Origin of the sequence: Halomonas sp. KO116 (genome assembly GCF_000734975.2) — a bacterium.
Taxonomy (GTDB): Bacteria; Pseudomonadota; Gammaproteobacteria; order Pseudomonadales; family Halomonadaceae; genus Vreelandella; species Vreelandella glaciei.
The window spans coordinates 4,598,642-4,620,325 of sequence record NZ_CP011052.1 but is presented as its reverse complement, the minus strand read 5'-3'; the positions used below and the strand labels follow the sequence as shown (position 1 = coordinate 4,620,325).

Sequence of the window (21,684 nt, the reverse complement as noted above, 5' to 3'; positions counted from 1 at the left end):
CCATGTTGCCCGAGATGATACCTCGCCCCCCCGCCATTAGCCTGGCGGAGTATCGCCAGCGCCGTGATGCCTTGATGGCGCAGCTACCTGATAACGCCGCGGTAGTGCTCCCCGGCGCTGGGCTGATGACCCGCTCACGGGACAGTGAATTCGCCTTCCGTCAGAACAGTGATTTTTACTACCTGACCGGCATTCGCGAACCGGACGCGCTGCTGGTGCTGCTGCCGGGGCGAGCAGAAGGCGAAAGCGTTGTGTTCTGCCAGGATCGAGACCCCACCATGGAAGCGTGGACAGGGCGTCGGCTGGGAGCCGCTGGTGTGGTGGCCGAGCATGGGATTGACCAGGCATTCGAAAACGCGGATCGCGATGAGCAGCTGGTCGAGCTGCTGACGGGGCGCGAATTGCTCTATCTGCCCCTTGATAATGGTGAGGCAGTTGCCGTGGCTGAAGAGGCCCTACACAGTGCTCAGGCAGGGCTTAGGCGCGGGCGGCCAGCATTGAAGGGCTGGTTGGACATTAGTCCGTTGATCCACGCCATGCGGCTGATCAAGAGTGATGCCGAGATTGCCCTGCTCAGGCATGCGGCGGTGATATCCGCACGGGCTCATCGACGTGCCATGCAGGTATGTCGCCCTGGGCTCAGCGAATTCCAGCTCCAGGCCGAATTAGAGCATGAGTTTGTCTGGCAAGGCGCCAGTGGCCCAGCCTACAGCACGATTGTGGGCAGCGGTGCCAATGCCTGCGTACTGCACTATATTGAAAACAGCGCGCCGCTGTGTGATGACAGTCTGGTATTGATTGATGCGGGCGCCGAATTTGAGCTGTACGCCGGGGATATCACCCGTACGTTTCCGGTCACAGGGCGGTTCAGCGCTGCGCAGCGGGCGCTGTATCAGGTTGTACTCGACGCCCAGGTGCGCGCCGTTAGCGCTGTCCAGCCTGGTGCCACACTGGCGGATATTCATCAGGGCGTGGTGCATGACTTAACCGCTGGGCTGATTGAGCTTGGCCTGCTGGAAGGTGACGTTCAGGCGCGTATCGATGATGAAAGCTATCGACGCTTCTATCTGCACTCGACGTCACATTGGTTGGGGCTGGACGTGCACGATGTCGGTACCTATCGCCTGGACGAGCAAACGCCGCGCCCCCTTGCCCTTGGCATGGTACTCACCGTAGAGCCCGGCCTCTATATTCCCAGCGATGACGATATTCCTGATGCCTATCATGGTATTGGCATCCGTATTGAAGACAATGTGGTCGTGACGAAGGATGGGCATGCTGTACTGACGGCGGACGTGCCCAAGCAGGTGGCTGATATTGAGGCCTTGATGGCTAAAAAATAACCAGTATTTAGAGCATTAATTTGACGTTATGTAAATTACGTTACGAATTATTAGTTGCCTCTAGAGTGCGGCGGTATGGCGAGGGAGAAGCCGATGCAACGGGCTACACAGATGACTGTTCATGACACTGCTCAAGCGCTGACCCATGACATTGTGATTGTGGGCGGTGGGTTAGTGGGGGCGAGCCTAGGCTGTGCTCTTGCGCCGCTGATTGAGCGCTACGGCTGGCGGGTAGCCGTGATTGAATCGGCACCGTTAACGGCGCAGTCGCTGGAAAGCGCCTGGCAACCCAGCTTTGATGCACGGGCCAGCGCGATCGCCGAAGGCTCTGCTCAGCGCTTCGAGCAGCTGGGTGTGTGGGAAGCGATGCGTCATGAGGCGACACCGATCAAGCGTATTCATATCAGTGAGCGTGGACGCCTGGGGGCGACACGGCTGAGTGCTGACGAGCTGGGCGTCGCGGCGCTGGGCCACGTGATTCCCAACGCCTGGATGGGGCGTGTACTGCATCGGCGTCTAGCCGAGTTACCGCTGGAGTGGCACTGCCCCGCGAAGGTGGAGCAGCTGACCCCCGTGACGGGCGGGCATCATCTCAAGCTCTCGGATGGTAGCCAGCTTACTGCTGGCTTGACGGTATTGGCAGATGGGGGGCGATCTGGGCTTAAAGAGCAATTGGGTATTGGCAGCCGCCGAGAACCTTACCAGCAGACCGCTTTGATCGCGCATGTGGGCGTCAGCCAACCTCACGAGGGGATCGCTTACGAGCGCTTTACCACCCAAGGGCCAATGGCCCTGCTGCCACTGCCAGGCCAAGCCATGGAGTTGATATGGACGCACCCCAGCGGTAGCGAAAAAGCGCGTATGGCACTGTCAGAGCGTGAATTTCTGCTTCAGCTACAGCAGGCGTTTGGTGACCGGGTGGGCCGGTTTACGCAGCTGGGTGCCCGACATGCTTATCCGCTCTCGCTGGTAACCGCTGAGGAACCGGTACGGCCGGGGCTGGCGGTATTGGGCAACGCCGCCCACGCTCTGCATCCGGTCGCGGGGCAAGGGTTTAACCTGGCGCTGCGTGGGGTGATGGATCTGGTCGATGCCTTGGAGCAGGGGGAGCTGGCGAAGCGACCGCTGGGAGATATGGGCACACTGCAGGCCTTCGAGAAGCAGCGCTCACGGGATCGCGCCAACGTGATTCGCTTTAGCGACGGCCTGGTCAGGCTGTTCGGGCTCTCTTTTCCGCTATTGCCCCATGCCCGTGCGGCGGGCTTGATTGGCCTGAATCTGGTGGGGCCGCTGCGGCGAGGACTGGCCAGACGTGCCATGGGCCTGGAACGCTAGGCTATCTATCAACAATAGCTGCGCTCGCTGGCGCTAGTTAAAAGGATTTCTATGCAGACTGACTCATCTACTGCAAAGCCGCCGGTTGAGCGCTTTGAGGCCATCGTTGTCGGCGGCGGCATGGTCGGTACCGCGCTCTGTGCGCTGTTGGCACAGGCGGGGATGAAAGTCGCGTTGGTCGAGGCAAGGCCTGCGCCATTAGGTCTAGATAAGGCCACTGGCCCGCTACCTGCTCCGCGCGTTAGCGCATTAACGCCGGTTTCCCAGCGCTTGCTGGCGCATGTGGGCGCTTGGCCCGCCATGCAGGCAACCCGGGTAACGCCCTACCGCAGCATGCAGGTGTGGGATGCCGAAGGCAGCGGCGAAATCGCTTTTTCCGCTGATGAGGCGGGCGTGGCGGTGCTTGGCCATATCGTTGAGAACACGGTCACGCTGGCCGCACTCAATCGTCAAGTGCTAGATCACCCCAACGTCACGACGTTTTTTGGTGCTAGCCCGCAAGCGCTGCAGCGTGACAATGGTCGTACTGCCAATGGCAATCGTGCTAGCGGGGACTGGCTCATACTTGACGATGGGCGCCAGCTACACGCGCCGCTTATAGTGGCCGCCGATGGCGCCCACTCGGTGCTGCGTGAGATGGCGGGTATTGAGGTGGCCAGTGACGATATGCAACAGCACGCTGTCGTGACCACGGTGCAGTGCACCAAGCCCCATGGCGGCACGGCGCGGCAAGCGTTTATCGATGGCCGGCCGCTGGCATTCCTGCCTTTAACCGTGGAAGGCAATGAGCATTACTGCTCTATCGTCTGGTCAACCACCCCAGAGCACGCCGATGAGCTGAGCGCGCTGTCTCGTGACGCACTGGGTGAGGCGCTTGGGGACGCGTTTGGTCATCGCCTAGGAGGCGTTACTGCCTGCGACAAGGCCCACCGTTTTCCGTTAGTGCAGCGCCATGCCCGCCACTATGTGCAGCCGCATTTCGCGCTGGTGGGGGATGCGGCCCACAGTATTCATCCGCTGGCGGGCCAGGGGGTCAATCTGGGGCTGATGGACGCGGCGGTGCTGGCCGAAGAGGTGGTACACGCCTGGCAGCGCGGCGCTCCTTGGGGAGAGCTGAGTACGCTAAGGCGCTATGAGCGGCGTCGGCGTTTTGATAATAGCGCCATGCTGGGGTTGATGAAGGGCTTTAAAGTACTGTTTGGCAGTCACGATCCGGCGTTGACGATGATGCGCAACCTGGGCATGAGCGGCATGAACCAGTTGGTGCCACTGAAGCGAGTGTTGATGCGGCAGGCGACCGGGGAACGCGGCCGCCTGCCGCTCACGTGCCGTTAAATTAGGCTGTTGTTAACGCCGCTGGCGATCCACCACATTAAGTGCCTTGAGTAGGTTGAGTGCTTCGCTGAGCTGGTAATCGTCAAGTAGCCGCTCGGCCATCTCCTGTCGATCACGGGGCGCCTGCTGGGCGCTTAGGTGGCCTTCAAGGTCGGCTTCGCGAATTTCACGACGACCCTCGGCTACTTCCAGGCGGCCACGTACCACCTCTACATCGGGTTCAATACCCTGGGCCTGGATAGAGCGCCCGTTAGGGGTGTAGTAGAGCGCTGTCGTCAGCTTGAGTCCTTCGCCATTGCCCAGCGGCATGATCTGCTGCACCGACCCCTTACCAAAGCTGTCGGTGCCCATGATGACGCCGCGCCGTTGATCCTGCAGCGCACCGGCGACGATTTCTGCCGCTGACGCACTGCCGCCGTTGATCAGCACCACCAGCGGCACATCACTAGCCGGCGTGGTGGGGGAGGCAGAGAACGACATTTCGGTATCCGAGAGGCGACCCTCGGTATAGACGATCAGCCCTTCATCCAGGAACAAGTCGGTAATGCCAACGGCGGCCTGCAGCACACCGCCGGGATTATTACGTAAATCGAGTATTAACCCTTCCAGCGGCTGATCCTGTGCCATGCGCTCCAGCGCTTCGCGAGCCTGATCAGGCGTGCGAGATTGGAATTGGCTGATGCGTAGGTAACCGTAACCTGGTTCAAGCAGCTCGTGCTTAACGCTCTCGCTGCGAATAATTTCGCGGGTTAGGGTGAACTCGCGCGGCGTGTCTTCCCCTGAACGCAGCACGCTAATGCGAATCTCGGTATTGGGCTCGCCGCGCATCAGGGTTACCGCTTCCTGCAGCGATATACTGTCGGTAGGCGTACCGTCGATGGCCACGATAATGTCGCGGGACTGTAAACCGGCGCGGGAGGCCGGGGTGTCATCGATAGGCGTAATGACCATCAATTGGCCGTTCTCGGTGCCCACTTCGATACCAATACCGCCAAATTCGCCCTGCGTCGACTCTCGCAGGCTTTGGTACTCCTCTTCGTCCAGGTAGGCGGAGTGGGGGTCAAGCTCGCTCAGCATGCCGCGCATGGCATTGCGCAGCAGCGTGCGATCATCGACCTCTTCAACGTAGGCACGCTTGATGCGTTCAAACACCTCGGCGAAGGTCTGGATATCTTCAAGGGGGAGTTCGTGAGAAACAGGCTCATCCCCCACGCTGCTAGTGGCTGGTTGGGCAAGTAACGGTAGCGGGGCCGACAGTAAAACAATCGGCAGCAGGGTAGCCAAAAGGCGCTTGGCGGGGGTGGATACCCCGGTAACAGATAGCGTCATGCAGACTCCGCAAGGCGATAGGTGGCGTCGTGGTGCGTCACCTTGAAATAGTAGCTGGAATAACATTAACAACTGAGTCATTTATAAACTGAGATATTTATAATAGTGCAGCTTATCCCGTCAGCGGCGCGCAATCCAACGCTGCGGATTAATGGGTTCACCGCCTCGGCGCACTTCAAAGTAAAGCGCGGCGCGGTTCTGACCACCGCTGACCCCCACACGGCCGATTTCATCACCGCGGCTGACCTGCTGCCCAGGTCTAACGCTGAACTGCTGCAGGTGGGCATGCAGCGTCATGATTTGGTCGCCATGATCGATAATGAGCAGGTTGCCAAACCCCCGCATCCAGTCGGCAAACACTACGCGGCCGGTATGAACGGCGGTCACCGGCGTGCCTGCGCTGGCTTGAATGACAATACCGTTGTAGTGCACACCATCGCGATGGTGGAAATGACTACTGATGGAGCCCTGTACTGGCCAAGGTAAATCACCTTGGGTACTGACCATATGCGTAGTGGGCGATGGTTCGGCGAGTTTTGCCATTTCGGCTTGAATAGTGCGCAGCACTTGCTCGGCTTCTTCACGGCTTTGGTTGAGGTCGGCCAGCCGCTCTTCTTCACTGCCGTAGCGGTCATCCAGGTTAGAAACAACGCCACGCCGTTCGGTAGTGCGCTCGGCAAGCAGCGCGCTTTGTTCTTCTAACTCGTCGGCCAACGTATCGAGGCGGGCCTGGCGCTCGCTCAGCTCTTGCTGGGTCTCAACCAGGGCGGTGTCTAGCTTGGCGATAGCCTCTAAGCGACGATTGCGTGCTTCCGTTAGCCGGTTCATGTAGGCCTGCATACGGTCAAGTTCGGCAGGGTCGCCCTGGTTAAGCAGCAGCTTGAGCTGTGGCGTTGGGCCAAGCCGATAAAGCGCTGAAAGCTGTTGGCCCAGGGCCGCATACTGATCGGCACGCTCGCCCTCCAGCCGGTCGCGGTGCTGACGTAGCTGGGTCGTTTCGTCGTTTAGCTGGCGGCGCTCCGCTTGCAGTGTGTCTAAGCGCTGATGCGTTTCGGCAAGCTTGGTTTCGACTTCCTGAAGCTCGCGCTCGGCGTCATCGCGGGCTTGGCCAGTGGCACTGAGGCGTTGGGCGACGGATTCGATCTCCTGGCCAATCGCATCCAACTGCTGGCGCGCCGCGCTTTCATCCTGCTGAGCGAAACCTGCTGGCGTGTAAACTAACGCCAGCAGGAGCGTCACTGCTAAATACCACCGCATGGGCACTACTTGTAATGAATCAGTGGTTTTCCGGTCATCGCCTCGGGCTGTTGCTGATCCATCATGGTCAGCAGCGTAGGGGCCAGGTCGCATAGTTTGCCCTCTTCAAGCGAGGCCGCGCGCTTGCCAACGTAAATGAGCGGTACCACAAAGGTGGTGTGGGCAGTCTGCGGCGCGCCTGTTTCGGGGTGCACCATCTGTTCGGCATTGCCGTGATCGGCGGTAATCAAGCAGGCACCGCCAGCGCGCTCAATGGCTTCAACGACACGACCCACGCAGGTATCGACGGTTTCAATGGCTTTTACCGCCGCGTCAAAGTCACCGGTGTGGCCGACCATGTCACCGTTGGCGTAGTTGCAAACGATGAAATCGAAGCTGCCGCCGTCAATGGCGTCTACCAGCTTGTCGGTGATCTCAAAGGCACTCATTTCAGGCTTTTCGTCGTAAGTGCGCACATCACGGGGCGAGGGCACCAGGATGCGTTCTTCACCCTCGTACTCAGCTTCATTGCCGCCTGAAAAGAAAAACGTCACGTGAGGGTACTTTTCGGTTTCGGCAATACGCAGCTGTTTTAAGCCGCGCTTGGCGACGACTTCCCCCAAAGTGTCGTTAAGATCCGACGGTGGGAAGGCGGCAGGCGCAGGAATATCAGCGGCGTACTGGGTCATCATCACCAGCCCCTTGCCCGCAAGCTTAGGACATACACGCCGCTCGAAACCCTTGAAATCCGGCTCGGCAAAGGCGCGAGTTAACTCACGGGCGCGGTCGGAGCGGAAGTTAAGGAAAATGGCGGCATCGCCATCCTGTAGGGTTACCGCATGCTCTTTGGTGCCGTCTTTCTGCGGTATGCTGCTCGCTGCTACAAATTCGTCAGTTTCACCGCGCTGGTAGGCGTCGCGTAGCGCGGTTTCGGCGCTGGTGGCGTAATGCTCCGCATGACCATCGGTCAGTAGGCGGTACGCTTGCTCAACACGTTCCCAGCGGTTGTCACGGTCCATGGCGTAAAAGCGACCAATAATTGACGCTACAAAGCCGTTATCAGCGCCCACCAGCTCTGCCAAACGGGCATTGGCGCGCTCTATTGATGATAGAGCGCTTTGTGGTGGCATATCGCGACCATCGAGAAAGGCGTGAATAAAAATACGCTGGGCACCGCGGCGTGCGGCCAATTCGGCCGTGGCAATAAAGTGCTCTTCATGGCTATGGACACCGCCGGGGGAGAGCAGGCCAATCAAGTGTACCGGCTTGCCGTTGGCGACGGCTTCGTCAATCGGCTGGGTAAGATTTTCATTAACGTCCAGGTCGCCGTCTTCAATCGCTTTGCTGATGCGGGTGAAGTCCTGATACACGATACGCCCGGCACCAATATTCATATGCCCGACTTCCGAGTTACCCATTTGGCCTTCGGGGAGCCCCACGTTAAGACCATCGGTATGAACGAAGGTGTGCGGACAGGTTTCCCACAATTTATCTAACACCGGTTTATGGGCAGCGGCGACGGCATTATGGTCGCTGTCGGGGTTGTGGCCGTAGCCATCGAGAATAATCAGCGCCACTGGGCGCGGGGTACGCGAAGTATCCATAAAAACCTCGTTAAGATTGGCAAGCCGAACGACTCGAAAATTCGGGGTCGCGACGGGCGCACGCTTGGGGCATCATAACGCAGGCAACTGCCAGGCGTCATGATCAAGACCTGCGCGGGAAGCTATCTGACGTGTATACTTGTCGCGTTTTGGCAGCGGTTAGGCCGCTTTTTTCTGCATTGACCAAGAGATTGTGTTCGCGATGATCGATCAGGTGTTCGAATTCGTACAGAACCACCCCCTGCTGGTTGGGGCATTTTTGCTGGTGTTAATCGCGTGGCTTATTTATGAAACGCGCAGCGCCTCTACAAATGCACTGACTGCCTCGCAGGCCACTCAGCTTATTAACCGCGAAGATGCGGTGGTGCTGGATATCCGTGAAAGCAAGGATTTCAAAGCCGGGCATATCGCAGGTGCGCGTAACATTCCGCAAAGCAACCTCGATAGCCGCATGAACGAACTGGAAAAAGTGAAAGCCCAGCCGATCATTGTGGTATGCAAGCACGGCCAGAGTTCTGGTGCTGCACAGGCCAAACTCGCCAAAGCAGGCTTTGAGCGCGCTTACAAGTTAAGAGGCGGTATGGCGCAGTGGCAAGGCGATGGCCTGCCGGTGGTTAAGAAGTAAGCGACGTTATTTTTATTTAATGAACAATCAGGAGCTATATCATGGCGGAAGATAACAATACCCCACAGGCCGGTGCCGCAACGGATGAAAAGCCGCAGCTGAAGTTTTCGCTGCAGCGCATTTATGTAAAAGATATTTCGTTTGAAGCGCCCAATTCCCCGTCGGTATTTAAGCAGGCGTTCAAACCCAAGGTGAATCTGGATCTGAATACCACCAGCACCAAGATTGCTGACGACCAGTACGAAGTGGTGGTCAAAGTCACCGCCCAGGTGAACGATAACGAAACGGGCACGACGTCTTTCCTGGCCGAAGTTGAGCAGGCCGGCCTGTTCCGCATTGCCGGTATCGAAGGCGCACAGCTGGATCAAACCCTGGGCGCTTTCTGCCCTAACCTGCTGTTCCCCTACGCCCGCGAGTGCGTCGATAATCTGGTCAACCGTGGTGGCTTCCCGCCGCTAATGCTGGCGCCGGTTAACTTCGAAGCGATGTACGCCCAGCGTAAGCAGCGCGAAGCCAAGCAAGCAGAAGAGAATACCCACTAAGCTATGTCAAAAGCCGTGCAAGCATCGCCAGCTGCTGATTGGTACTCCCAGCATGGCAAAATGCCACGCCTCTATGTACCTGCTGCTTTCGTAGCAGGCAGCGACGTTGCATTGCCTGACGGCCCAGCGCGCCACATCACCCGCGTGCTGCGCATGGGTGAAGGTGCGCCGCTGGTGCTATTTGACGGCCAAGGTTTCGAGGCGGGTGTGCGTCTGGTAGAAGTTAGCCGTAAACAGACGCTCGCACGGGTCGATGCGGTATGGTCGGGCAGTGGTGAATCGCCGCTGTCTGTCCATTTAGGCCAGGCCATCTCAAAAGGCGACCGAATGGATTATGCCATTCAGAAGGCCGTCGAGTTGGGCGTGGCGGCGATTACTCCGCTGTATACCGAGCGCGGTGACGTGCGCTTAAAGGGCGACCGCGAAGATAAAAAGCACGCCCACTGGCAGGCGGTGGCTGCCAGCGCCTGTGAGCAAAGCGGGCGAGCGGTTGTGCCGCCAGTGCATCCGCCCATGGCACTTCAAGCATGGCTTGCCGAGCGCCGAGAGCCGCTGCGCTTGATGCTGCATCTAGCGACCGGCAAGGCGTTTGATCGCCAAGACCGACCGGCGGCGGTGGCCCTACTGATTGGTCCGGAAGGCGGTTTGAGTGAAAACGATATTGCGGCTGCTCAAACCGCTACCTTTACACCGTTAACACTCGGCCCACGGGTGTTGCGAACAGAAACAGCACCCATAGTGGCGCTTTCCCTGCTACAGCACTACTTTGGCGATTTGTAAGCGCTTACTAACGTCAAGGCTCCCTCAAACTACCGTTTCCCTTCGTTTGCTTGCCCCTGAACTCTTTGGCGCTGATGCCTGCCCATTTTGATATACCTGCTGAAGCCCCTTAAGCACGATGGGCTTAAGCATCGGTAGCGTTTCGCCCGATAACCCACTGAGTACCGTTAAACGAAGGTGTCGGCCACGTGCGTAGCCCAGCCAGCAGGGCAGCCATATCGGTATAGGCGTGCTATCCAGCAACTGGATTCGCCAGTGGCGCGGGGTGGCAATGCGTTCCCATAACCACAGTCGGTCCAACGCTTTTGGCGTTGGCGGTGAACCGCTATCAATTTTAACGCCTGCACTGGGTTTTTCTTTTTGAGCGGGCAGTTCTGCACCCACCAACAGCAGTGCGCGGCGCATTTCTTGAGCAGAGAGTAACCACGCCCCTGGCTGACCATCAGCCATGCCCAAGCCAGTGGCCCACAGGCGAACCCAGGCAGGTTCGCAAGCGTGAGCCCCTAGGCGTTGTAACCGCTTTTGAGCGGCTGCCACATCAATCCGCCGGGCCAGCGTTAAGCACTCAACCATTCGCCCACCACTCATTCGCCCAACCCTGTAGAAGCGCTAACATGCCCAGCATGAGGCAAAACCAAATAAATAAGCCGATACAGCGACGCCGCGTCAAACGGGCCTCTTTGCCAATCACCTGAGCGTTATCGGCTTGCGCTGCCAGCACGGCCTGCATATCCGGTGCCGCTTCCGTCATCATCACATCGCTCAACTGCTCTTGGCTGGGGGCGGGAGCCGTTAGGCTAACGAGGTAGCCAACGGACATCGAAACCGCTACGCCGACCGTGTTGTTGTACAGCCAAGAGATATCGAGTAGTGCAGAGACGGCCCACACGGCACACATACCGACAATGAGCCCCGCCATTGCGCCGCGTGCATTGGCGCGGTGGCTGAAGATAGCCAACAGGAAGGTGCCCAGTAGCGCCCCATAAAACCACGAGCCGATTTGGTTGACTGCTTCGATCACGGGGCCGAGATTGCCCGCAAAAAAGGCAAACAGGGTGGCATAAAGCCCCCAGAAAATAGTGGCTAGCCGTGAGGCTTTTAAGTAATGGGCATCGCTGGCATTGGGTTTGATATAGCGGCTATAAAAGTCACGAACGGTCACTGCTGAGAGTGAATTTAGCGCCGAATCGAGGCTCGACATTGCCGCAGCAAACACCCCGGCAATGACAAGACCGGCCATGCCTGAGGGAAAGGCGCTGACGACATAGCGGGGTAGCAGTTCATTGAGATCCTCGGGGGGCGTTAGCCCATGCTGCTGGTAATAGGTGGCCAAGATGACGCCAATAAATAGAAACAGCAGCATCTGCGGAATCAGCAGGTAGCCGCCAATCAGCAGCGAGCGCTGAGCATCGAGCACTGATGGGCTTGAGAGCACTCGCTGGATTTGGCTCTGGTCGGTGCCGAAGTAGGCCACATGCAGGAAAAAACCGCCGAGCAAGCCTGCCCATAGCGAGTAGGTTACGCTGGGGTCGAAGGACAAATCGATGGCGTTGAACATCCCGCTGGCCGCGCCAAACTCGAAGACATCGCCCCAACCGCCAGGCAGGCTGGTGACTAAAAAGAAGATGCTTAATAGTGCGCCAAGCCAGAGCACGAACATTTGCACCACATCAGTCCAAATTACCGCGCTGATACCGCCCATTACTGTATAGCTGATGGCCAGTACCGCCATGATGATAATGGTGAGGTTCACGCTCCAACCGGTCACTACGGCAAGTACTAATGCTGGCGCATAGAGCACCACGCCAGTGGCTAGGCCACGGGCAATCAGAAACAGTAGGGCGGTAAGGGTTCGCGTCGCTGGGCCGAAACGACGCTCCAGCAGTTCGTAGATACTGTAGATGCCCGCGCGGTGGAAAATAGGTACCAGCACCAAAATCAACACGATCATGGCCAAGGGCACATTGATAAAGGTCACTAAGCGTTCAAGGCCGCCCTCGAAGCCCCAGCCCGGTGCCCCGATAAAGGTGATCGCACTGGCTTGAGTCGCCATTACCGAAAGGCCGATCGCCCAGCCGGGAATTTTACGCCCACCTAAAAAATAGTCCTCCGGATTGTGCTGATCTTTCCCGAATCGCGAACCAATCCAAGCGATTAAACTGATGTAACCAATCAAAACGACCGTATCAAAAAGCGTGAACCCTTCCATGTTCGCTCCCCTACGCCTAATTTTGTCTAGTGTTTTGATAGTAGCAGGTTGTGCGCTGTTTGCTTTTTCAGGTGGAAGACATGCTTTCATCTACTAAAAACGCTATCCGGCTTTGCCCTGTGGGTGTCAGGCACCATAATGTTTATCTATTTTCTTGAAGGACGACACCCATGGTGCGTGAGTCACACTCATCCCCTCGATCCGCCAGCGATGCAGCCGCCCAGTTGGGTGAAGTGGCGTACCTAACGGTTACGGCCGTCAACAACATCGGCGCGTTTTTGCAGTGGGGGCAGCCGAAAGATGTGTTGCTGCCGTTTAGTGAGCAGCAGTTCCGCCCTGATCCCGGCAAACGTGTACTGGTCATGCTGTATAGCGACGACCAGGGGCGGCCGGTGGCGTCGATGAAGCTGGATCGTTTTTTGACCGATGACGCCTGGGCCTTGGAAAAGGGTGACGAAGTCGCCGTCGTGGTGGCGGAGCGTACTGATCTGGGTATGAAGGTGGTGGTCAATCACCGCTACTGGGGGCTTATTTATCAGGACGACGTCACTCAGCCATTGCGCCGTGGTCAATCAGTCAAAGGCTATGTAAAGCAGCGTCGTGAAGATGGTCGCCTAAATATCTCGCTGCTACCGCCAGGTGCTGCTCGTTTAGATGTGGTGGGCGATAAGATACTGCAGGCATTGCGTGAAAGCGGCGGCTATTTGGCACTGGGGGATAAAAGCCCTGCCCATGAAGTTAAAGCACGTTTAGGGGTGAGTAAAAGCGCCTATAAACAGGCCATTGGGCGGCTTTATAAGCAACAGTTGATCACTTTAGAGCCTGATGCTATTCGCCTAGTGCCTGGCGCACTCAGCGAGTAGTTAGTTGGAGCCTAGCGGGCAGTGCGGCATACTGGGCTCCTATTGTTCATGTTTGGATAGTGCCCCCGATGAGCCAATCAAATCTGCATCTCGGCGTTGTGATGGATCCCATCAGCGACATCGCTTACAAGAAAGACACCACCATGGCCATGCTATGGGCTGCCCAGGAGCGCGGCTATACCCTGCACTATATGGAGCAGGAAGACCTTTTCTTGAATGCAGGACAAGCCTACGCGCGTATGCGTCCTTTAACGGTGCATCGCGATCCAAATCACTGGTATGACCTGGGCGAGCCCTCTGCGCGTCCACTGGTTGAGCTGGATGTGGTGTTGATGCGTAAAGATCCGCCTGTCGACGCTGATTTCACCAACGCGGTGCATCTGCTGGGCTTTGCGGAACGTGAGGGTGTGCTGGTGGTTAACCCCACAGCAGCGCTGTTGCAGTGTAATGAAAAGCTGTTTGCCCAGCAGTTTCCCCAGTGCTGTGCGCCCACGATCGTCGCAAGCCGCGATGACGTGCTACGCGCTTTTCACGCCGAGCACGGCGATGTGATCTTCAAGCCTCTGGATGGCATGGGCGGTACCGGCATTTTTCATATTGGCCCGGACGGCCGTAATATCGGCGCAGTGATTGAGCAACTCACCTTTCGCGGTCAGCGGCAAATTATGGCCCAGCGCTACCTGCCGGAAATTAAGGATGGCGACACGCGCATTCTGTTGGTCGATGGTGAGCCCGTTCCCTTTGGGCTGGCGCGGATACCCTCAGCGGGCGAGACCCGCGGCAATCTGGCCGCCGGTGGACGAGGCGTAAGCCGCGAGCTCACCGAGCGTGACCATTGGCTTATCCAGCAGGTGCAGCCGATGATTCGTGAAAAGGGCTTAATGTTCGTGGGGTTAGATGTCATCGGTGACTATATTACTGAAATCAACGTCACCAGCCCTACCTGCGTGCGTGAAATTGACGATCAGCGGGGCACCAATATTGCCGGTTTGCTACTGGATGCTATCGAGCGCCGCTTAGCCTAAGCACGGCTTCACTCTTATAATGACACTTATTACGCTATGCCTGCCGGGATGCCGACAGGCAGTGGGAGACGCATGCAAAGTTTGAAACATCACTTTCTAATGGCCATGCCGCATTTAGAAGATCCTAATTTTGCCGGTAGTCTTATCTATCTTTGCGATCACGATAACAATGGCTGCATGGGGGTGATTACTAACCGACCGTTAGAGATCACGCTCGAGGCACTGTTTGATCAGCTGGAATTAGGCGGTGAAACAAGTCCGCACCGTAATGCGCCGGTTTATTACGGCGGGCCGATGCATAAAGACCGTGGCTTCATTCTGCATGTTGGCGATAGCCAGCAGTGGGATTCGAGTATCCAGGTGGAGGATGGCATTGCACTGACCACCTCGCTGGATATTCTCCAGGCTTTTGCTGCAGGCGAGGGGCCAGAGCACTTTTTAGTCTGCTTAGGCTGCGCGGGCTGGGAAGTTGGGCAACTGGAAGAGGAACTGAAGGAGAACAGCTGGCTAACGGTTGAAGCCGAGAGCAGCGTGCTCTTCAACACACCACCCGTTGAGCGCTTAACCGCGGCGGCTGGTTTGTTGGGTATTGACCTTAACTTAATGACCCGAGATGCGGGGCACGCCTGATGGCCGAAGCGGGGCAGCGCTTAATCCTGGCCTTTGACTACGGCACTCGGCGTATCGGTGTGGCGGTGGGCAACGAGCTGCTGCGCAGTGCGCGCGAGCTCACTCCGCTGACGGCGCGGGATGGGATTCCCGATTGGAATGTCGTGTCACGGCTACTGAACGAGTGGCAGCCGGATCTGTTGGTGGTGGGATTACCGCTGAATATGGACGGTAGCGAGTCAGATATGAGCACTCGCGCTCGCAAGTTCGGCAATCGTCTGCATGGCCGTTTTGGTAAACCGTGTGAAATGGTCGATGAGCGTGGCACTACGCGAGAAGCCAAGCTAATCGCTCGCGAGGCGGGCCATAAAGGCAACTATCGGCAAGATAGTGTCGATGGCATTGCGGCTATTCTTATTCTTGAAGGCTGGTTTGCCCACCAGGAAGGTTTACCTGGCGGGCGTCTATCCCTATAACCGCTATCTTTAAATTCTCTTCTTAAGTTCTTGAGCTTTAACGATCCAGCGTGCCCGTTTGGCTTGGAACGTACCAGCGCACAGGGCGCAAATCTTGCTCGATCAATTTGTCGACATCTAACAACGTTGCGAAAATCGCCATCCGCATAGGAATGCCGTTATCGGTTTGGCGGAAAATCGCCAGACGCGGGTCGCCGTTGAGGTCGACGTTTAAATCATTCGCGCCGGGGCGGCTATCCCTGGGTAGCGGGTGCATCACAATCGTGCTTTGACTGCAGCGGTGATCGAGAAAATCGCGGTTAACCATAAAGTCGTCAGAGAGTCCCTGGAAGCTCTCATTCATCTCGTCGGTAAAGCGCTCCTTCTGTATCCGCGTGGTGTACACCACATCTAAATCGGCAAAATCACTAGCGAGAGAATCGCGCTGCTCAATGCGGTGACCGCGAGAGGCTACTAAGTCAATCAGCTTGGAAGGCATCTCAAGGCCCGGCGGCGACACCAGGGTAATGCGCAGCGGGTCATAGAGTGATAAAAGCTTAATCAGTGAATGAACGGTACGGCCATACTTCAAATCGCCGGTAAGTAAGATATGTGCACCGGTCAGCGATTTACCCAGGCGCTGAAACTCTTTATCAATCGTATACAGGTCAAGTAGCGCTTGGCTAGGGTGTTCCCCAGGACCGTCACCGCCATTAATCACTGGTACATTCGTCGCCGCCGCGAACTCAGCCACCGAACCCTGGTCGGGGTGGCGCATTACAATGGCGTCGCAGTAGCCACTCATTACACGGCTGGTATCATAGAGTGACTCCCCCTTCGCCATAGAGGAGAAGGTGAAGCCCGTTGTGTCACACACGCTGCCACCTAAACGACAAAAGGCAGCATTGAAGCTTACCCGCGTGCGGGTGCTGGCTTCAAAAAACAGGTTACCGAGTACCGCCCCTTCCAACACTCGCGTCACTTGGCGCCGCTGAGCAATCGGCTCCATGCGTGCAGCTACACGCAGTAAATGATCAACGCTTTCGCGGTTTAATGAGTCGACAGTTAGCAGGTGGTGGCTCATGGCGGACCTCAGTAAGGTGGTAGATAAGGCTAGTGTAACCGCCAATGAGGGTAGTGCCGAAGGGCTTTCATTCGTTACAGCCTGCTAATCTGTAATTTTCTTACAAAACCCCTTGCCAACGCATCCACGAAACCGTAAAGTACGCATCCGCTGCCGGGGACGCCAAGCGTTTCCAGCGGTGAATGAAGTGTAAAAGCTTCGGTTTGTCAGGAGGTTAGAGCAGATAGTAGCGTTCGCCTCACTCGCTAAAAAACAGCGATTGACAAACACCAGGAACTGCGTAGAATACGCCTTCCTCGCTGCGGCAAGCCAGTTCAACGGTTCGCCAGTCAAACACAGCGAAACAGCTCTTTAACAATTTGATCAGGTAATTCATGTGGGCGCTTGCTGATGTTGGTGACAAATCACCGAATATCAAGGCAAGCGACTCAAGCAATAGGGTTTTAAAGGATTCGTCCTTTGGGATCTGTTTTGAATGAATTCGTTTGAACCTTGAGCCAAGTTTGGTTCGCTTCTGTTGCTTCGGTGACAGGCAAGAACCGCATAGATCTTAAACTGAAGAGTTTGATCATGGCTCAGATTGAACGCTGGCGGCAGGCCTAACACATGCAAGTCGAGCGGTAACAGGGGTAGCTTGCTACCCGCTGACGAGCGGCGGACGGGTGAGTAATGCATAGGAATCTGCCCGATAGTGGGGGATAACCTGGGGAAACCCAGGCTAATACCGCATACGTCCTACGGGAGAAAGGGGGCTTCGGCTCCCGCTATTGGATGAGCCTATGTCGGATTAGCTAGTTGGTAAGGTAATGGCTTACCAAGGCAACGATCCGTAGCTGGTCTGAGAGGATGATCAGCCACATCGGGACTGAGACACGGCCCGAACTCCTACGGGAGGCAGCAGTGGGGAATATTGGACAATGGGGGCAACCCTGATCCAGCCATGCCGCGTGTGTGAAGAAGGCCCTCGGGTTGTAAAGCACTTTCAGCGAGGAAGAACGCCTGGTGGTTAATACCCACTAGGAAAGACATCACTCGCAGAAGAAGCACCGGCTAACTCCGTGCCAGCAGCCGCGGTAATACGGAGGGTGCAAGCGTTAATCGGAATTACTGGGCGTAAAGCGCGCGTAGGTGGCTTGATAAGCCGGTTGTGAAAGCCCCGGGCTCAACCTGGGAACGGCATCCGGAACTGTCAGGCTAGAGTGCAGGAGAGGAAGGTAGAATTCCCGGTGTAGCGGTGAAATGCGTAGAGATCGGGAGGAATACCAGTGGCGAAGGCGGCCTTCTGGACTGACACTGACACTGAGGTGCGAAAGCGTGGGTAGCAAACAGGATTAGATACCCTGGTAGTCCACGCCGTAAACGATGTCGACCAGCCGTTGGGTGCCTAGAGCACTTTGTGGCGAAGTTAACGCGATAAGTCGACCGCCTGGGGAGTACGGCCGCAAGGTTAAAACTCAAATGAATTGACGGGGGCCCGCACAAGCGGTGGAGCATGTGGTTTAATTCGATGCAACGCGAAGAACCTTACCTACCCTTGACATCTACAGAAGCCGGAAGAGATTCTGGTGTGCCTTCGGGAACTGTAAGACAGGTGCTGCATGGCTGTCGTCAGCTCGTGTTGTGAAATGTTGGGTTAAGTCCCGTAACGAGCGCAACCCTTGTCCTTATTTGCCAGCACGTAATGGTGGGAACTCTAAGGAGACTGCCGGTGACAAACCGGAGGAAGGTGGGGACGACGTCAAGTCATCATGGCCCTTACGGGTAGGGCTACACACGTGCTACAATGGCCGGTACAAAGGGCTGCGAGCTCGCGAGAGTCAGCGAATCCCTTAAAGCCGGTCTCAGTCCGGATCGGAGTCTGCAACTCGACTCCGTGAAGTCGGAATCGCTAGTAATCGTGAATCAGAATGTCACGGTGAATACGTTCCCGGGCCTTGTACACACCGCCCGTCACACCATGGGAGTGGACTGCACCAGAAGTGGTTAGCCTAACGCAAGAGGGCGATCACCACGGTGTGGTTCATGACTGGGGTGAAGTCGTAACAAGGTAGCCGTAGGGGAACCTGCGGCTGGATCACCTCCTTAAACGATGCGTCACCGTTGGTAAGCGTCCACAATGAATTACCTGATCAGAATGCTGTTGATACGCAGTGATAAGTGACTCTTTTTTCACGTTAAAAAGAAAAAATAGCTTTTAAAGCTTAAAGGTCTTTTTCTTTTTTAATAGGAAAGAACGCTTATCACTGCTTATAGCAGTCGCTCTTTAACAATGTATATCATGCTGACAAGAACACTTCGCAAGAAGTGCTTCTTAAATTGTGATACGCGTCAGCGTATCCGGCAAAATGAAACGTGATCATTGCGACATCCAGACTCCTTCGGGTTATAGGGTCAAGCAATGAAGCGCACACGGTGGATGCCTAGGCAGCCAGAGGCGATGAAAGACGTGGTAGCCTGCGATAAGGCTCGGTGAGGTGGCAACAACCTGTGACCCGGGCATTTCTGAATGGGGAAACCCACTCATCATAAGATGAGTATCGTGCACTGAATACATAGGTGTACGAGGCGAACCAGGGGAACTGAAACATCTAAGTACCCTGAGGAAAAGAAATCAACCGAGATTCCCCTAGTAGCGGCGAGCGAACGGGGACCAGCCCTTAAGCATGTGACTGATTAGGCGAACAGATTGGGAAGTCTGGCCGTAGCGGGTGATAGCCCCGTAGTCGAAAATCTGATCATGTGAAATCGAGTAGGTCGGGGCACGAGAAACCTTGACTGAAGACGGGGGGACCATCCTCCAAGGCTAAATACTCCTGGCTGACCGATAGTGAACCAGTACCGTGAGGGAAAGGCGAAAAGAACCCCGGAGAGGGGAGTGAAATAGATCCTGAAACCGTGTGCGTACAAGCAGTCGGAGCCCACTTGTTGGGTGACGGCGTACCTTTTGTATAATGGGTCAGCGACTTATATTCAGTGGCGAGGTTAACCGTATAGGGGAGCCGTAGGGAAACCGAGTCTTAACTGGGCGACACAGTCGCTGGATATAGACCCGAAACCGAGCGATCTATCCATGAGCAGGGTGAAGGTTGAGTAACATCAACTGGAGGCCCGAACCAGGATCTGTTGAAAAAGATTTGGATGACTTGTGGATCGGAGTGAAAGGCTAATCAAGCTCGGAGATAGCTGGTTCTCCTCGAAAGCTATTTAGGTAGCGCCTCATGTAGTACCGCCGGGGGTAGAGCACTGTTTCGGCTAGGGGTCATCCCGACTTACCAACCCGAGGCAAACTCCGAATACCGGTGAGTAACGCGTGGGAGACACACGGCGGGTGCTAACGTCCGTCGTGAAAAGGGAAACAACCCAGACCGTCAGCTAAGGTCCCGAAATCCTGGTTAAGTGGGAAACGATGTGGGAAGGCTCAGACAGCTAGGAGGTTGGCTTAGAAGCAGCCATCCTTTAAAGAAAGCGTAATAGCTCACTAGTCGAGTCGGCCTGCGCGGAAGATGTAACGGGGCTAAACCAGGTACCGAAGCTACGGGTTCATCCTTTGGATGAGCGGTAGAGGAGCGTCGTGTACGCCAATGAAGGTGGATTGAGAAGTCTGCTGGAGGTATCACGAGTGCGAATGCTGACATGAGTAACGATAAAGGGTGTGAAAAACACCCTCGCCGGAAGACCAAGGGTTTCTGTTCGACGCTAATCGGAGCAGAGTGAGTCGGCCCCTAAGGCGAGGCCGAAAGGCGTAGTCGATGGGAAACGGGTCAATATTCCCGTACCGGACATGGTTGCGATGGGGGGACGAAGAAGGCTAGGTGAGCCAGGCGTTGGTTGTCCTGGTGAAAGTGAGTAGGCTGAGGGTTTAGGCAAATCCGGACCCTTAAGGCCGAGACACGAAACGAACTGACCACGGTCAGGAAGTCACTGATGCCACGCTTCCAGGAAAAGCCTCTAAGCTTCAGATCATGTGCGACCGTACCCCAAACCGACACAGGTGGTCAGGGAGAGAATCCCAAGGCGCTTGAGAGAACTCGGGTGAAGGAACTAGGCAAAATGGTGCCGTAACTTCGGGAGAAGGCACGCCGGCGTAGGGTGATGAGACTTGCTCTCTAAGCCCGAACCGGTCGAAGATACCAGGTGGCTGCAACTGTTTATTAAAAACACAGCACTCTGCTAACGCGCAAGCGGACGTATAGGGTGTGACGCCTGCCCGGTGCCGGAAGGTTAAATGATGGTGTTAGCCGCAAGGCGAAGCTCTTGATTGAAGCCCCGGTAAACGGCGGCCGTAACTATAACGGTCCTAAGGTAGCGAAATTCCTTGTCGGGTAAGTTCCGACCTGCACGAATGGCGTAATGATGGCCACGCTGTCTCCACCCGAGACTCAGTGAAATTGAAATCGCCGTGAAGATGCGGTGTACCCGCGGCTAGACGGAAAGACCCCGTGAACCTTTACTATAGCTTCACACTGGACGCTGATGTTGCCTGTGTAGGATAGCTGGGAGGCTTTGAACTCCGGACGCCAGTTCGGAGGGAGCCACCCTTGAAATACCAGCCTGGCATCATTGGCGTTCTCACTCAGGTCCGTTATCCGGATCGAGGACAGTGTGTGGTGGGTAGTTTGACTGGGGCGGTCTCCTCCTAAAGAGTAACGGAGGAGCACGAAGGTACCCTCAGCACGGTCGGACATCGTGCATTGAGTGCAAGAGCATAAGGGTGCTTGACTGCGAGACAGACACGTCGAGCAGGTGCGAAAGCAGGTTCTAGTGATCCGGTGGTTCTGTATGGAAGGGCCATCGCTCAACGGATAAAAGGTACTCCGGGGATAACAGGCTGATACCGCCCAAGAGTTCACATCGACGGCGGTGTTTGGCACCTCGATGTCGGCTCATCACATCCTGGGGCTGAAGTCGGTCCCAAGGGTATGGCTGTTCGCCATTTAAAGTGGTACGCGAGCTGGGTTTAGAACGTCGTGAGACAGTTCGGTCCCTATCTGCCGTGGGCGTTGGATGTTTGAGAAGGGCTGCTCCTAGTACGAGAGGACCGGAGTGGACGACCCTCTGGTGTTCCGGTTGTCACGCCAGTGGCATTGCCGGGTAGCTATGGTCGGACGGGATAACCGCTGAAAGCATCTAAGCGGGAAGCCCCCTTCAAGATGAGACATCCCTGAGGCCTAGAGCCTCCTGAAGGGCCCAGCGAGACCAGCTGGTTGATAGGCACGGTGTGGAAGCGCTGCAAGGTGTTGAGCTAACGTGTACTAATGGCCCGTGAGGCTTGACCCTATAACACCCAAGGGGTCTGGTCGTGATGATGAC

Annotated in this window: 16 protein-coding genes and 2 rRNA genes; 12 read left to right on the top strand and 6 right to left on the bottom strand. The window is 56.4% G+C overall.

Features of this window, described 5'->3' with window-relative positions; all coding sequences use genetic code 11:
- Nucleotides 1-2 precede the first annotated feature (2 nt).
- The 3 genes from pepP to KO116_RS21175 all read left to right on the top strand — a co-directional run bounded on the left by pepP (nt 3) and on the right by KO116_RS21175 (nt 4,013).
- The gene (gene pepP, locus KO116_RS21185) at nt 3-1,343 is read left to right on the top strand and encodes a Xaa-Pro aminopeptidase (RefSeq protein WP_035556417.1); all 1,341 of its coding nucleotides are present in this window, start codon (nt 3-5) and stop codon (nt 1,341-1,343) included.
- Between the two features lie 93 nt (nt 1,344-1,436).
- Nucleotides 1,437-2,678: a 2-octaprenyl-6-methoxyphenyl hydroxylase gene (gene ubiH / locus KO116_RS21180; protein WP_035556419.1), complete on the top strand. Its 1,242-nt coding sequence runs from the start codon at nt 1,437-1,439 to the stop codon at nt 2,676-2,678.
- Between the two features lie 51 nt (nt 2,679-2,729).
- Nucleotides 2,730-4,013: a UbiH/UbiF/VisC/COQ6 family ubiquinone biosynthesis hydroxylase gene (locus KO116_RS21175; protein WP_035556421.1), complete on the top strand. Its 1,284-nt coding sequence runs from the start codon at nt 2,730-2,732 to the stop codon at nt 4,011-4,013.
- Between the two features lie 12 nt (nt 4,014-4,025).
- Here KO116_RS21175 and KO116_RS21170 read toward each other — a convergent pair whose 3' ends face one another.
- From KO116_RS21170 to gpmI, 3 genes are all read right to left on the bottom strand, one after another.
- On the bottom strand, nt 4,026-5,342 hold the full coding sequence (locus KO116_RS21170) for a S41 family peptidase (protein ID WP_035556423.1): 1,317 nt from the start codon (nt 5,340-5,342) through the stop codon (nt 4,026-4,028).
- A gap of 120 nt (nt 5,343-5,462) precedes the next feature.
- The gene (locus KO116_RS21165; protein ID WP_035556426.1) at nt 5,463-6,599 is read right to left on the bottom strand and encodes a murein hydrolase activator EnvC family protein; all 1,137 of its coding nucleotides are present in this window, start codon (nt 6,597-6,599) and stop codon (nt 5,463-5,465) included.
- 5 nt (nt 6,600-6,604) lie between these two features.
- Nucleotides 6,605-8,182 (bottom strand): 2,3-bisphosphoglycerate-independent phosphoglycerate mutase, encoded by a 1,578-nt coding sequence (gene gpmI / locus KO116_RS21160; protein WP_035556429.1) that lies wholly within the window; start codon nt 8,180-8,182, stop codon nt 6,605-6,607.
- 202 nt (nt 8,183-8,384) lie between these two features.
- Here gpmI and KO116_RS21155 point away from each other — a divergent pair, with 202 nt between their 5' ends.
- The 3 genes from KO116_RS21155 to KO116_RS21145 are packed head-to-tail and all read left to right on the top strand — an operon-like array spanning nt 8,385 to nt 10,129.
- Entirely contained in the window at nt 8,385-8,807 is a 423-nt protein-coding gene (locus KO116_RS21155) for a rhodanese-like domain-containing protein (protein ID WP_035556430.1), read from the top strand.
- Between the two features lie 41 nt (nt 8,808-8,848).
- The gene (gene secB, locus KO116_RS21150; protein ID WP_035556433.1) at nt 8,849-9,349 is read left to right on the top strand and encodes a protein-export chaperone SecB; all 501 of its coding nucleotides are present in this window, start codon (nt 8,849-8,851) and stop codon (nt 9,347-9,349) included.
- Between the two features lie 3 nt (nt 9,350-9,352).
- The gene (locus KO116_RS21145; protein ID WP_082072660.1) at nt 9,353-10,129 is read left to right on the top strand and encodes a 16S rRNA (uracil(1498)-N(3))-methyltransferase; all 777 of its coding nucleotides are present in this window, start codon (nt 9,353-9,355) and stop codon (nt 10,127-10,129) included.
- Nucleotides 10,130-10,153: 24 nt separating this feature from the next.
- Here KO116_RS21145 and KO116_RS21140 read toward each other — a convergent pair whose 3' ends face one another.
- Entirely contained in the window at nt 10,154-10,702 is a 549-nt protein-coding gene (locus KO116_RS21140) for a hypothetical protein (RefSeq protein ID WP_035556434.1), read from the bottom strand.
- Entirely contained in the window at nt 10,695-12,338 is a 1,644-nt protein-coding gene (locus KO116_RS21135) for a sodium:solute symporter (RefSeq protein WP_035556436.1), read from the bottom strand. Before KO116_RS21135 ends, KO116_RS21140 begins: the two co-directional genes overlap by 8 nt.
- 170 nt (nt 12,339-12,508) lie before the next feature.
- On the opposite strand from KO116_RS21135, the gene KO116_RS21130 reads away from it, so the two are divergent.
- The 4 genes from KO116_RS21130 (at nt 12,509) to ruvX (ending at nt 15,311) form a co-directional block, all read left to right on the top strand.
- Nucleotides 12,509-13,201, top strand: coding sequence for a CvfB family protein (locus KO116_RS21130; RefSeq protein ID WP_035556438.1), 693 nt, complete (start codon nt 12,509-12,511; stop codon nt 13,199-13,201).
- A 68-nt stretch (nt 13,202-13,269) separates the two neighbouring features.
- On the top strand, nt 13,270-14,226 hold the full coding sequence (gene gshB / locus KO116_RS21125; RefSeq protein WP_035556440.1) for a glutathione synthase: 957 nt from the start codon (nt 13,270-13,272) through the stop codon (nt 14,224-14,226).
- 72 nt (nt 14,227-14,298) lie between these two features.
- The gene (locus KO116_RS21120) at nt 14,299-14,856 is read left to right on the top strand and encodes a YqgE/AlgH family protein (protein ID WP_022520996.1); all 558 of its coding nucleotides are present in this window, start codon (nt 14,299-14,301) and stop codon (nt 14,854-14,856) included.
- On the top strand, nt 14,856-15,311 hold the full coding sequence (gene ruvX / locus KO116_RS21115; RefSeq protein WP_022520995.1) for a Holliday junction resolvase RuvX: 456 nt from the start codon (nt 14,856-14,858) through the stop codon (nt 15,309-15,311). Before KO116_RS21120 ends, ruvX begins: the two co-directional genes overlap by 1 nt.
- A 37-nt stretch (nt 15,312-15,348) precedes the next feature.
- Here the strand turns inward: ruvX and KO116_RS21110 are convergent, their stop codons facing one another.
- Nucleotides 15,349-16,374 carry an aspartate carbamoyltransferase gene (locus KO116_RS21110; protein ID WP_035556442.1) on the bottom strand — a complete coding sequence of 342 codons (1,026 nt, stop codon included), beginning with the start codon at nt 16,372-16,374 and terminating at the stop codon, nt 15,349-15,351.
- Between the two features lie 552 nt (nt 16,375-16,926).
- Here KO116_RS21110 and KO116_RS21105 point away from each other — a divergent pair.
- Both KO116_RS21105 and KO116_RS21100 read left to right on the top strand, forming a co-directional pair.
- Nucleotides 16,927-18,459 (top strand): 16S ribosomal RNA (locus tag KO116_RS21105).
- 304 nt (nt 18,460-18,763) lie between these two features.
- Nucleotides 18,764-21,651, top strand: a 23S ribosomal RNA gene (locus tag KO116_RS21100).
- The 16S and 23S rRNA genes sit together here, the layout of an rRNA operon.
- The last annotated feature ends 33 nt before the right edge of the window (nt 21,652-21,684 follow it).

What these genes read in the sequence shown, in the direction of transcription:
- gshB (WP_035556440.1), top strand. Translation starts at nt 13,270, where the DNA reads ATGAGCCAATCAAATCTGCATCTCGGCGTTGTGATGGATCCCATCAGC.
- KO116_RS21140 (WP_035556434.1), bottom strand. Translation starts at nt 10,702, where the DNA reads ATGGTTGAGTGCTTAACGCTGGCCCGGCGGATTGATGTGGCAGCCGCT.
- pepP (WP_035556417.1), top strand. Translation starts at nt 3, where the DNA reads ATGTTGCCCGAGATGATACCTCGCCCCCCCGCCATTAGCCTGGCGGAG.
- KO116_RS21175 (WP_035556421.1), top strand. Translation starts at nt 2,730, where the DNA reads ATGCAGACTGACTCATCTACTGCAAAGCCGCCGGTTGAGCGCTTTGAG.
- KO116_RS21135 (WP_035556436.1), bottom strand. Translation starts at nt 12,338, where the DNA reads ATGGAAGGGTTCACGCTTTTTGATACGGTCGTTTTGATTGGTTACATC.
- KO116_RS21130 (WP_035556438.1), top strand. Translation starts at nt 12,509, where the DNA reads ATGGTGCGTGAGTCACACTCATCCCCTCGATCCGCCAGCGATGCAGCC.
- KO116_RS21145 (WP_082072660.1), top strand. Translation starts at nt 9,353, where the DNA reads ATGTCAAAAGCCGTGCAAGCATCGCCAGCTGCTGATTGGTACTCCCAG.
- ubiH (WP_035556419.1), top strand. Translation starts at nt 1,437, where the DNA reads ATGCAACGGGCTACACAGATGACTGTTCATGACACTGCTCAAGCGCTG.
- KO116_RS21155 (WP_035556430.1), top strand. Translation starts at nt 8,385, where the DNA reads ATGATCGATCAGGTGTTCGAATTCGTACAGAACCACCCCCTGCTGGTT.
- gpmI (WP_035556429.1), bottom strand. Translation starts at nt 8,182, where the DNA reads ATGGATACTTCGCGTACCCCGCGCCCAGTGGCGCTGATTATTCTCGAT.
- KO116_RS21120 (WP_022520996.1), top strand. Translation starts at nt 14,299, where the DNA reads ATGCAAAGTTTGAAACATCACTTTCTAATGGCCATGCCGCATTTAGAA.
- KO116_RS21110 (WP_035556442.1), bottom strand. Translation starts at nt 16,374, where the DNA reads ATGAGCCACCACCTGCTAACTGTCGACTCATTAAACCGCGAAAGCGTT.
- KO116_RS21170 (WP_035556423.1), bottom strand. Translation starts at nt 5,342, where the DNA reads ATGACGCTATCTGTTACCGGGGTATCCACCCCCGCCAAGCGCCTTTTG.
- secB (WP_035556433.1), top strand. Translation starts at nt 8,849, where the DNA reads ATGGCGGAAGATAACAATACCCCACAGGCCGGTGCCGCAACGGATGAA.
- ruvX (WP_022520995.1), top strand. Translation starts at nt 14,856, where the DNA reads ATGGCCGAAGCGGGGCAGCGCTTAATCCTGGCCTTTGACTACGGCACT.
- KO116_RS21165 (WP_035556426.1), bottom strand. Translation starts at nt 6,599, where the DNA reads ATGCGGTGGTATTTAGCAGTGACGCTCCTGCTGGCGTTAGTTTACACG.